Genomic DNA, 11058 nt, shown 5'->3' on the forward strand with positions numbered 1-11058 from the left:
CATGCGTTCAATCAGTGTTCTGGGCCTGTCCCTGGCAAGTACCCTGGTGCTTGCCGCCGATCTGCCGGGCAGCCACGACCTGCCCCTGGTCCCCCGTCTGGCCGATGCACAGATCGTCGACTACCGCCCCGAAGTGGAGCAGGAGCGCGTCTACCCCCTGGGTTCGATCCGCCGTATCAGCGGCCAGTTGCGTTTCGATGGCCAGGTCAATGCCCGCGGCAAGCTCACCGCCATCACTTACCAGTTGCCCGCCGAGCGCACATCCAACGAAGCCTTCACCCTGGCCAGGGAGGCGCTGCAAAAGCAGGGCGCCGAGCTGCTGTTCTGGTGCCAGGCCCGCGATTGCGGTGAAAGCAGCCTGTGGGCCAACGAAGTATTCGGCAACGCCAAGCTGTTTGGCGCCGATGAACAGCAGGCCTACCTGCTGCTGCGGCTGGCGGCGCCCCAGGACAACTCCCTGGTAGCCCTGTACAGCATCACCCGGGGTAACCGACGGGCCTACCTGCATGTGGAGCAGTTCGACGCCAGCGCGCCGCTGGGGGATCTGCTACCCACTTCGGCTACCCTGCTGCGCCAGCTCAAGGACACCGGCAAGCTGGACCTGCCGAAACTCGCCGAGCCCCAGCCCACCTGGCTCAACCTGCTGTCCCGCGGGCTGAACCTGGACACCACCATGCGCATCAGCCTGTCCGGCAAGCAGGCCGAAGCCTGGCGCCAGGCGCTGATTGGCCAGGGCGTGCTGGCCTCGCGGATGGAAACCGGTAACACCGACGCAGCAGGCCTGCATTTCGAACTACTGCGTTAAGCTGTTTCAGGCAGCCCGCGCTCGCGGGTTCGCCTACTCTTCACTGGTTCTTCTTGCGCGAGACATTTCATGCCCAATAACGATCGCCTGCTGGTGCAGATCCTGCTCCTGGTGTTGTTCGGTGCCAGCTTCTGGGTCATGGCGCCTTTCTGGTCAGCGCTGTTCTGGGGCGCCGTGCTGGCGTTTGCCAGCTGGCCGCTGATGCGCCTGCTGACCCGCTGGCTCAATGGCCGAGAATCCCTGGCAGCGGCCCTGCTGACCCTGGGCTGGATGGTGCTGGTGGCCGCGCCGCTGGTCTGGCTCGGCCTCAACCTGGCGGACCATGTGCGCGATGCCACGGCCTTCATCAAGGACGTGCAGGTCGACGGCCTGCCCGCCGCTCCAGAGTGGCTCGGCAACCTGCCATTGGTGGGCGAGCGCCTGGTGGGCTTGTGGAACAGCATCGACCAGCAGGGCGCGGCCCTGATGCTGGCGGTCAAACCCTATCTGGGGCAGGTGGGCAACTGGCTGCTGGCTCGCAGCGCGCAGATCGGCGGCGGCATTCTGGAACTGACCCTGAGCATCGTCTTCGTGTTTTTCTTTTACCGCGATGGTCCGCGCCTGGCGCTGTTCGTGCACAAGTTGCTGGAGCGCCTGATCGGCGAGCGCGCCGGCTACTACATCGACCTGGTGGCTGGCACCGTGCAACGGGTAGTCAACGGGGTGATCGGCACCGCGGCGGCCCAGGGCCTGCTGGCGCTGATCGGCTTCCTGATTGCCGGAGTGCCCGGGGCGCTGGTGCTGGGGATCGTCACCTTCCTGCTCAGCCTGATTCCCATGGGCCCGCCCCTGGTATGGATTCCGGCTACCGCCTGGCTGGCCTGGAAAGGCGAATATGGCATGGCGGTGTTCCTGGGGATCTGGGGCACTTTCATCATCAGCGGCGTGGACAACGTGCTCAAACCGTACCTGATCAGCCGCGGCGGCAACCTGCCGCTGGTGATCGTGCTGCTGGGAGTGTTCGGTGGCCTGATCGCCTTCGGTTTTATCGGCCTGTTCATCGGCCCGACGCTGCTGGCGGTGGCCTACAGCCTGTTGCTGGACTGGAGCGCCAGCCAGGCCCGGGCCCAGGAGCCGCGTTGAACCACCGATTGCCGCTCCCCCTGGGAGCGGCAATGGACGTCAGGCAGCGACGTTGACGCTGCCGCCGAGGCTGCTGCTGGTGTCCAACTGATACTGCTTGCTCAAGCTGGCGATCATCTTGCCCAGAGCTTCGGCGAGGTTGGCCTGCGGGTCCTGGGGGGAGCTGTCCTGGTTGCTTCCGGCCTGCAACGCGGCCTTGAGCTCATCGCTACTGATGCCGCCACTGCTGTCGCTGTCGAGAATCTTCAGCAGAGCCGAGCTGGTGTCGCTGCTGGTGGAGCTGTTTCCCGAGGCTTGCAGGGCAGTGCTCAGTTCGTCACTGCTGATGACTCCGTCGCCATCGCTGTCCAGGGCGCCGAGCAGGGCATCCGCCAGTTGGGTATCGGGGGCGCGGTCCTTGGGCGGAGGAGGGGCCATGGCGGCCATTTCATCGCTGCTCAAGCTACCGCTGCCGTCACTGTCCAGGTCGCTGAAATTCTTGCTCAGGCTGACCAGGATGCCGTTGTCGCTTTTCTGCGATAGGGCGTTTTTCAGCTCGTCCTGATCCACCGCGCCATCACCGTTGCTGTCGAGCTTGGCGAACAGCTCCTTGTGCAATTGCTGGCCACGGTTGGTGGTGCTGGAGCTGTAATAGCTCGAATAGTTGCTGCTGAGGCTATCGATCATGGGGCTCACTCCCTGCGGATGAATAGAACCGGTGGGGGGACACCGGCCCAAGCAGCCTCAGGGGGGGAGTTGTCCTGGGTATTGGCGGTTTGTACCTGCCGCCACACAAGGCGCTCAAGGCCTGGGTAGACGCAATACCGCGGTCAGGCCGCCGCCGGGGGTTTCTTCGAGGATCAGTTGGCCGCCCAGGCGCTCCGCCGCTTCACGGGCGATGGTCATGCCCAGGCCGACGCCGCCGGAGTTGCGGTTGCGCGAGCCTTCCAGGCGAAAGAATGGCTCGAACACCGCTTCACGCTTGTCGGCGGCAATCCCCGGGCCGTGGTCGATGACCCGGATCAGCAGTTGCCCGCGGTCGTCCTCCAGGGTCAGGGTTGCCTGGCCGGCGTAGCGCAGGGCGTTGTCCAGCAGGTTGTTGAGGCATGACTGCAACGCCATGGGTTGCACCAGCAGCGGCGCGCAATGGCCTTGGGCCTGAGCGTCGGCGCCCTGGTCCTGGGCGTTCTCGCACAGCGACTCCACCAGGGCCTGCACGTCCATCCATTGCTCGGCCTCGCTGGTGCGTTGTTCGTGCAGGTAGCTGAGGGTGGCGTCGAGCATCTTGATCATGTCGTCCAGGTCCTGGCGCATCTGCCCTTGCAGCTTGCTGTCCTCGATCTGCTCCAGGCGCAGTTTCAGCCTTGATAACGGGGTGCGCAGGTCGTGGGAGACGGCACCGAGCATGCGCCCGCGTTGCTGCACCTGCTCGCGGATGCGCTTCTGCATCTGGTTGAAGGTGCTGGCCGCTTGCCGGGCTTCCCTTGGGCCCACCTCTTCCAGGGGCGGGCTGTCGAGGTCTTCGCTCAAACGCTCGGCGGCGGCGCTCAGGCGCTGGATCGGCCGCGACAACAGCTTGGCGCCGTACCAGGCAGCGATGATCAGGGAGATGAACTGGAACGTCAGGGGCACCAGCGGGCCGCCGAACCAGGGCCGTGGCGGGCGCCTTGGATAAGGGGGCGGCGGCTGGCCATTGATCAACTGCGCCGAATCGGGAGGGGGCGGCGGCGGGGGCGGGCCGTAGTGGTGAAACCAGAAGAACGCCAGCAGGTGGGCGAGGACGATCGCGATCAGCAAGACGCCGAACAGGCGGCCGAACAGCGTATCGAACCGCCCGCGCATCAGCCGATGTCCCGGGCGTCGAACAGGTAGCCTTCACCGCGCACGGTCTTGATCAGTTGCGGCGACTTCGGATCGTCGCCGAGCTTTTGCCGCAGGCGCGAGACCAGCAGGTCGATGCTGCGATCAAAGGCCTCGATGGATCGGCCGCGGGCGGCGTCCAGCAATTGTTCGCGGCTCAGTACCCGGCGCGGGCGCTCGATGAACACCCAGAGCAGGCGGAACTCGGCGTTGGACAGCGGCACCACCAGGCCATCGGCGGAAATCAGTTGGCGCAGCACGCTGTTCAGGCGCCAGTTGTCGAAGCGGATATTGGCCCGCTGCTCGCTGCGATCGTCGCGCACCCGGCGCAGGATGGTCTGGATCCGGGCCACCAGTTCCCGTGGCTCGAAAGGCTTGGCCATGTAGTCGTCGGCCCCCAGCTCCAGGCCGATGATGCGATCGGTGGGCTCGCAGCGGGCGGTGAGCATGAGGATCGGGATGTCCGATTCGGTACGCAGCCAGCGGCACAGGGACAGGCCGTCTTCGCCGGGCAGCATCAGGTCCAGTACCACCACGTCGAAGTGCTCGGCCTGCAGGGCCTGGCGCATCGCCGCGCCGTCGGTGACGCCGCTGGCGTGAATGTTGAAACGCGCCAGGTAGTCGATCAGCAACTCGCGGATCGGTACGTCGTCGTCGACGATCAGGGCCCGGGTGTTCCAGCGTTTGTCGTCGCCACTGACCAATGCTTTGGCGTCTTCGTTGAGAGGGGCTGAAGTGTTCTGCATGGGTGCGGTCGTCTGCCAGGTAGGCTGCCGGCGCCTGAGGGCGACGGCGGGGTTGTGGCTTCAGCATAGGCGTCCGGCCCGGGGGCTGGAAGTGCTGTTCGAAGGTGTTGCGGCTGGCGAGGGTAGCGCCGGGGATTGTTGCCCACGTGTCGTCAGTGTATCGAGGTTGATACAAATGCCGTGGCGTGGGGAAGCGATTGCCGGGGCAATCGGCCTTCTTGCGCACCGTTGAGGAGGATTTACCTCTGATCGGGTCCCGGAGCGGCGCGGCTTGCGCTACAATCCGCGCCGATTTCGACTTGCCTGAGAGCCCCTTCATGTCCGCCTGCCAGACTCCTATCATCGTCGCCCTGGATTTCCCCACCCGTGACGCCGCACTGAAACTGGCCGATCAACTGGACCCCAAACTGTGCCGGGTCAAGGTCGGCAAGGAGCTGTTCACCAGCTGCGCCGCCGAGATTGTCGGGACCCTGCGGGACAAGGGTTTCGAAGTGTTCCTGGACCTGAAGTTCCACGATATTCCCAACACCACCGCCATGGCGGTCAAGGCCGCCGCGGAAATGGGTGTGTGGATGGTCAATGTGCACTGCTCCGGCGGCCTGCGCATGATGGCTGCCTGCCGCGAAGTGCTGGACCAGCGCAGCGGTCCCAAGCCGCTGCTGATCGGCGTCACCGTGCTTACCAGCATGGAGCGTGAAGACCTTGCCGGTATCGGCCTGGACATCGAGCCCCAGGAGCAGGTGCTGCGCCTGGCTGCCCTGGCGCAGAAAGCCGGCATGGACGGCCTGGTGTGCTCGGCCCTGGAAGCCCAGGCCCTGAAGAGCGCCCATCCGTCCCTGCAACTGGTGACCCCGGGGATTCGCCCGGCGGGCAGCGCCCAAGACGACCAGCGGCGGATCCTCACCCCGCGCCAGGCCCTGGATGCCGGCTCCGATTACCTGGTGATCGGTCGCCCCATCAGCCAGGCGGCAGATCCGGCCAAGGCCCTGGCCGACGTCGTGGCCGAACTGGCCCTGTAACACGCTTCCTCTTGTAGGAGCCGGCTTGCCGGCGATAGCGGTTTTGCGGTTGGCGGCCCTTTCCGGCCGCCGTTGCGGATCGCCGACAAGCCGGCTCCTACGGATTCAGACTTTCAGTATCAGCTTGCCGAAGTTCTCGCCGCTGAACAGCTTGCCCAGGGTTTCCGGGAAGGTTTCCAGGCCCTCGACAATATCCTCCTTGCTCTTGAGCTGCCCCTTGGCCATCCAGCCGGCCATTTCCTGCCCGGCTTCGGCGAACTGCGCGGCATAGTCCATCACCACGAACCCCTCCATGCGCGCCCGGTTGACCAGCAGCGACAGGTAGTTGGCCGGCCCCTTGACCGCCTCCTTGTTGTTGTACTGGCTGATGGCGCCGCAGATCACCACCCGCGCCTTGACGTTCAGGCGGCTGAGCACGGCATCGAGGATGTCGCCACCGACGTTGTCGAAATACACATCGACGCCTTTGGGGCACTCGCGCTTGAGGCCGGCGTGGACGTCTTCGTTCTTGTAGTCGATGGCGCCGTCAAAACCCAGCTCGTCGATGAGGAACCGGCACTTGTCCTGGCCGCCGGCAATTCCCACCACGCGGCAGCCCTTGATCCTGGCGATCTGCCCGGCAATGCTGCCCACCGCGCCGGCGGCCCCGGACAGCACCACCGTGTCGCCGGCCTTGGGTGCGCCCACGTCCAGCAGGGCGAAGTAGGCGGTCATGCCCGTCATGCCCAGGGCTGACAGGTAGAGCGGCAGCGGGGCCAGCTTGGGGTCGACCTTGTAGAAGCCCCGGGGCTCGCCGAGGAAGTAGTCCTGCACGCCGAGTGCACCATTGACGTAGTCGCCCACCGCGAAACCGGGGTGGCTGGAGGCGATCACCTGGCCCACGCCCAGGGCGCGCATGACCTCGCCGATGGCCACCGGGGCAATGTAGGATTTGCCCTCGTTCATCCAGCCGCGCATGGCCGGGTCCAGGGACAGGTACTGGTTCTGCACCAGGATCTGCCCGGCGGCGGGCTCGCCAACTGCCACCTGCTGGTAGGTGAAGGTATCGCGGGTGGCCGGTCCGACGGGGCGTTTGGCGAGCAGGAACTGGCGATTGGTCAGGGCGGTCATGGCAGGCACTCGTGGGATGAATGAACCTTTAGTTGATAGCCCCTTGGCCTCGGTGCCGCAAGGTTTGCCGCTGCAGCGAATGGAGGCCAATCGATCGCCCTGATAAAGCCCCCGGCAGATTCATCACCAGAATGCATGAGCATCCAACCGGGCTTTTGATAGTGCTGACGCCACCAGCCCCGGCTGTGGCTAGATTGGGCCGGGTAGCTGACCCGCATTCGATCGAGGATTCCTGCAATGAGCATGACGTTTTCCGGCCAGGTGGCCCTGGTGACCGGCGCGGCCAATGGTATCGGCCGGGCCACCGCCCAGGCATTTGCCGCACAAGGCTTGAAGGTGGTGGTGGCGGACCTGGACACGGCGGGGGGCGAGGGCACCGTGGCGCTGATCCGCGAGGCCGGTGGCGAGGCGCTGTTCGTGCCGTGCAACGTTACCCTGGAGGCTGATGTGCAAAGCCTCATGGCCCGCACCATCGAAGCCTATGGGCGCCTGGATTACGCCTTCAACAATGCCGGTATCGAGATCGAAAAGGGCCGCCTTGCGGAGGGCTCCATGGATGAGTTCGACGCCATCATGGGGGTCAACGTCAAAGGGGTCTGGCTGTGCATGAAGTACCAGTTGCCGCTGCTGCTGGCCCAGGGCGGTGGGGCGATCGTCAACACCGCCTCGGTGGCGGGCCTGGGCGCGGCGCCGAAGATGAGCATCTATGCGGCCTCCAAGCATGCGGTGATCGGCCTGACCAAGTCGGCGGCCATCGAATATGCGAAGAAGAAAATCCGCGTGAACGCGGTATGCCCGGCGGTGATCGACACCGACATGTTCCGCCGTGCCTACGAGGCGGACCCGAAGAAGGCCGAGTTCGCCGCGGCCATGCACCCGGTGGGGCGCATCGGCAAGGTCGAGGAGATCGCCAGTGCGGTGCTCTACCTGTGCAGCGATGGCGCGGCCTTTACCACCGGCCATGCACTGGCGGTCGACGGCGGGGCCACCGCGATCTGATGCCGATGGCCGGGGCCCGATGGAATCGACCTCCAGTGTCCTGAAAACGACCTCGGCGTAGCTTTTTGCCATTATTCCGATGTCAGAGACTTGTGCGCCGGTGCATGCCGTTGCGACCCTTCGCCAAGACAAGATGGCCCTATTGCCATTGGGGATTGGAAGGGGACTGCGCACCATGACTTCGGCCGCAAGTGGACGTTTTGCCAACCTGGGCATGGCAAAGAAACTGGGCATCGGGTTTGCCCTGGTGTTGCTCCTAACCGCTCTGGTGGCGGGGATCGGTGTCTGGTCCCTGCAGACCATCAGCCAGCGCTTCGATGGCCTCAAGCAGATGTCCCAGCTCAATAGCGGCGTGCTCAAGGTGCGGCTGCAGGAGCAGGACTACGCCCTGCACGGCGACAGCAAGACCGTGGACAGCCTGCATGAAAGCCTGGAAGGCCTGCAGGCCCTGGCCCAGCAGCTCAAGGTGCGGTCGGCGGCCAACCAGACCGCGATGGGCGATGTGGAGCTGGCGCTGGCGGACTATCGCAAGGCCTTCGACGAGTTCGTCGAGCTGACCCAGGCCAAGGACCTGGCCCTGGAAATGGCCAGTTGGTCGGTGTCCAGCGTGGCCAATAACCTGGACGTGCTGCAGGCCGGGCTGGCGGATGACGGTGCCTATACGCTCAAGGAATCCCAGGGCAAGGACGGTGCCGAATTCATCGAGCAGGCCAATCAGATCAGCCAGGTTTCACGCCTGATGCTGCAGGCCATGAATGAGGCCCGGTTGCGCCTGGATCAGAACCGCAAGGGCGGCGACCAGGAGCCCGCCGAGCAGGGCAAGATCGAGCAGGCCGATCAGGCCCTGGCCCAGGCCGAGCAGTTGAAGGCCACGGTCAAGGATGCGGGCTATCAGACGGTGCTCAACGAAGTCTCGGGGCATATCGGCAACTTCAGCGAGAAGCTCAACGAGTACACCGGGTTGCTGGCCCAGGAGAAGCAGGTCTATCAGCAGCTGCATGAGCGCGCCGCCCAGGTGATGGCGCGGGTTGATCAGGCGTACGGGGCGCAAGAGCATTCGATGCTGGGGGAACTGGACAAGAACTCCCTGCTGATCATCGGCTCCTCGGCCCTGGCGCTGTTGGTGGGGCTGTTGGCGGCCTTGAGCGTCACCCGCCTGATCGTGCGCCCGTTGCGCAGTGTGATGCACGTGGCTCAGCAGATTGCCGCCGGTGATCTGACCGCGACCGTGGAGGTGACCCGACGTGACGAGATCGGTCAGTTGATGCAGGCCATGCAGCAGATGGGCAGCGGCCTGAGCGGCATTGTCAGTGGCCTGCAGGCGGGGATCGAGCAACTGGCCAGTTCGGCTCAGTCGCTGTCCACGGTGACCGAGCAGACCAACCTGGAAGTCAGCACCCAGAAGGAAGAAACCGAGCAAGTGGCCACGGCCATGAATCAGATGACCGCCACGGTGCACGATGTGGCGCGCAATGCCGAGGAGGCCGCCCAAGCCGCCCAGGCGGCGGACGACAAGGTCGAAAGTGGCCAGCAAGTGGTGCGCCAGAGCATGCAGCGCATCGAGCAACTGGCGGATTCCGCCAGCCGTGCCAGCAGTGGTATCGAGAGCCTGAGCGCGGAAATCGACAACATCGGTAGCGTGCTGGATGTGATCAAGAGCGTGGCCGAGCAGACCAACCTGCTGGCCCTCAACGCCGCTATCGAAGCCGCCAGGGCCGGGGAGCAGGGCCGGGGGTTTGCGGTGGTGGCCGATGAAGTGCGGGCCCTGGCGAAACGCACGCAGCAGTCCACCGAAGAGATCGCCCGGTTGGTGACGGCTCTGCACGCGGCGGCGGACTCCTCGGTGCGGCAGATCCAGAGCAGTGGCGAGCTGGTGAAGCTGGCGGTCAGCGATGCCCTGCAGACCGAAAGCGCCCTGGGCAGCATTGCCGCGGCGGTGTCATTGATCCAGCAGATGAACCAGCAGATCGCCGCTGCGGCCGAGCAGCAGAGTTCGGTGGCCGAAGAGATCAACCGCAGTGTCACCAGCATTCGCGCCAGTGCCGATCAGTCGTCCCTGGCGATGCAGGGCAACGCCGCGTCGAGCATCGAGCTGGCGCAGTTGGGCGTGGAACTGAAGGGGATGGTGGGGCATTTCCGCTTGTAGCGGCGGGGAGGGCGCAGCGTTCTAAAACCCTTGCCCGGGTGTTCCGGGCAAGGGTTTTTTCTGTCAGTCGTAGATGGCTTTCTTTTTCCAGTCGGCGTCGGCTTCCACGGTCTTGAGGCCCTGGGTCAGCTGGTTGTCTTCGTCCGGGGCAGGTTCCAGGGTCGACAGCACCATGGCATTGGCCCGGGCCAGGAGTTTGTCCAGGTATTCCAGTTGCTCCTTGTAGACCGCCGGGTCCGGCTGCTTGCGCAGGTACTGCACGCCACGCTCGAAGGCCAGCCGGGCCTGGCCCGGCTGATTCTGCTGCAGGGCATACTGGCCCAGGTTGTTGAAGAACTCGATATGCAGCAGCACCAGGATGTGGCGGATCTCCTTGATCCAGCGCTTGGCTTCGTTGGGCTGCAGGAAACCGTCGTGGGCGGCGCGAGTGACCTGGCCGTGCATGGCCTCCAGCAGGAAGCGCACGTCCTTGGCCTTGGCTTCGGTCTGGATCGGTGCCGGTGGGTTGTTCACCGGGATCGACTCGCCCTGGCCCACCAGGGTATTGAGCTCAGCCAGGCGAGCCTTGAGGGCGCTGTCGGTTTTATCGAGGTTGAGCATGCGCTGAACGACGTTCAGCTCCAGGCGCGTCAGCAGCAGCTTGAGGGCCGGTGACATGAACTGGCCGGGGAAGGTTTCGGTGATCTCGCCGCAACGACGCAGGCGATCATTGAGTTCGACCTTGGTGCGGGCTTTTTCCAGTTTGTTGTTTTCCACCACATGGTTCATGTAGCCAATGGCGATCAATAGTGCGATCCCGGCTATTACCAGCAGGGTGATCATGAGTGGTGTCACCGTTAAAACCTCGTTATGGGATTCGCGTGCGAGTGTAGTGGCTTGGCATTTAGACGCATAGCGCCGCTCGACGAGCCGGGCATGGATTGTGCTGCTTATATAGGTGGCATTTGCCTCGGGGGATCCAAGGGTTCAAATTGCCATCACCGGCTGTGGAGGACTATAACGCCTTGTCGAGTGCCAGAATATAGGCGTCAAAGCGCGGACGGCAGAAAACCCTGAAGCGGGCCTAAAACAGCTCCGAAGTCATTGATTTAAATAAAATTATATCTGGGGGTTGACGGCCTCCCAAAGCATCCATAGAATGCGCGCCACTTTCAACGGAAAGCAAATAGCAAAACGTTGAAGGAAGTGAATGCTGTAGCGTGTCCCCTTCGTCTAGTGGCCTAGGACACCGCCCTTTCACGGCGGTAACAGGGGTTCGAGTCCCCTAGGGGA

The 11058-nt window shown here is 64.3% G+C and carries 10 protein-coding genes and 1 pseudogene; 6 read left to right on the plus strand and 5 right to left on the minus strand.

Going from position 1 to position 11058, the window contains the following annotated elements:
• The first annotated feature begins 1 nt into the window (after position 1).
• Complete coding sequence (locus AC07R1_RS18175) at positions 2-805, plus strand: DUF4892 domain-containing protein (RefSeq protein WP_026020223.1); 804 nt, start codon at positions 2-4, stop codon at positions 803-805.
• 69 nt (positions 806-874) lie between these two features.
• On the plus strand, positions 875-1927 hold the full coding sequence (locus tag AC07R1_RS18180) for an AI-2E family transporter (protein ID WP_011060080.1): 1053 nt from the start codon (positions 875-877) through the stop codon (positions 1925-1927).
• 39 nt (positions 1928-1966) lie between these two features.
• Here the strand turns inward: AC07R1_RS18180 and xopAW are convergent, their stop codons facing one another.
• The 3 genes from xopAW to AC07R1_RS18195 all read right to left on the minus strand — a co-directional run bounded on the left by xopAW (position 1967) and on the right by AC07R1_RS18195 (position 4512).
• Positions 1967-2593, minus strand: a complete 627-nt coding sequence (gene xopAW, locus AC07R1_RS18185; protein WP_495110803.1) for a XopAW family type III secretion system calcium-binding effector — start codon at positions 2591-2593, stop codon at positions 1967-1969.
• A gap of 114 nt (positions 2594-2707) precedes the next feature.
• Positions 2708-3748 carry a sensor histidine kinase gene (locus AC07R1_RS18190; RefSeq protein WP_053149819.1) on the minus strand — a complete coding sequence of 347 codons (1041 nt, stop codon included), beginning with the start codon at positions 3746-3748 and terminating at the stop codon, positions 2708-2710.
• Positions 3748-4512 carry a response regulator gene (locus tag AC07R1_RS18195; RefSeq protein ID WP_011060083.1) on the minus strand — a complete coding sequence of 255 codons (765 nt, stop codon included), beginning with the start codon at positions 4510-4512 and terminating at the stop codon, positions 3748-3750. The genes AC07R1_RS18190 and AC07R1_RS18195 overlap by 1 nt, the downstream gene beginning before the upstream one ends.
• 317 nt (positions 4513-4829) lie before the next feature.
• Between AC07R1_RS18195 and pyrF the strand changes: the two genes are divergently transcribed.
• Positions 4830-5531, plus strand: a complete 702-nt coding sequence (gene pyrF, locus AC07R1_RS18200) for an orotidine-5'-phosphate decarboxylase (RefSeq protein WP_011060084.1) — start codon at positions 4830-4832, stop codon at positions 5529-5531.
• A 105-nt stretch (positions 5532-5636) separates the two neighbouring features.
• On the opposite strand, the gene AC07R1_RS18205 is transcribed toward pyrF, so the two are convergent.
• Positions 5637-6641 (minus strand): NADP-dependent oxidoreductase, encoded by a 1005-nt coding sequence (locus tag AC07R1_RS18205; RefSeq protein ID WP_495110804.1) that lies wholly within the window; start codon positions 6639-6641, stop codon positions 5637-5639.
• A gap of 237 nt (positions 6642-6878) precedes the next feature.
• On the opposite strand from AC07R1_RS18205, the gene AC07R1_RS18210 reads away from it, so the two are divergent.
• The 3 genes and pseudogenes from AC07R1_RS18210 (at position 6879) to AC07R1_RS18220 (ending at position 9786) form a co-directional block, all read left to right on the plus strand.
• The gene (locus AC07R1_RS18210) at positions 6879-7640 is read left to right on the plus strand and encodes an SDR family oxidoreductase (RefSeq protein ID WP_011060086.1); all 762 of its coding nucleotides are present in this window, start codon (positions 6879-6881) and stop codon (positions 7638-7640) included.
• 1060 nt (positions 7641-8700) lie between these two features.
• Positions 8701-8925 (plus strand): annotated as a pseudogene (locus AC07R1_RS18215) (HAMP domain-containing protein); the annotation flags it as partial.
• Positions 8923-9786 (plus strand): methyl-accepting chemotaxis protein, encoded by an 864-nt coding sequence (locus AC07R1_RS18220; RefSeq protein ID WP_373870545.1) that lies wholly within the window; start codon positions 8923-8925, stop codon positions 9784-9786. The pseudogene AC07R1_RS18215 and the gene AC07R1_RS18220, both read left to right, overlap by 3 nt.
• A gap of 63 nt (positions 9787-9849) precedes the next feature.
• On the opposite strand, the gene AC07R1_RS18225 is transcribed toward AC07R1_RS18220, so the two are convergent.
• The gene (locus AC07R1_RS18225; RefSeq protein WP_015634689.1) at positions 9850-10608 is read right to left on the minus strand and encodes a hypothetical protein; all 759 of its coding nucleotides are present in this window, start codon (positions 10606-10608) and stop codon (positions 9850-9852) included.
• Positions 10609-11058: the final 450 nt, after the last annotated feature.

This window comes from Pseudomonas sp. GW821-FHT07F01, from assembly GCF_059418825.1.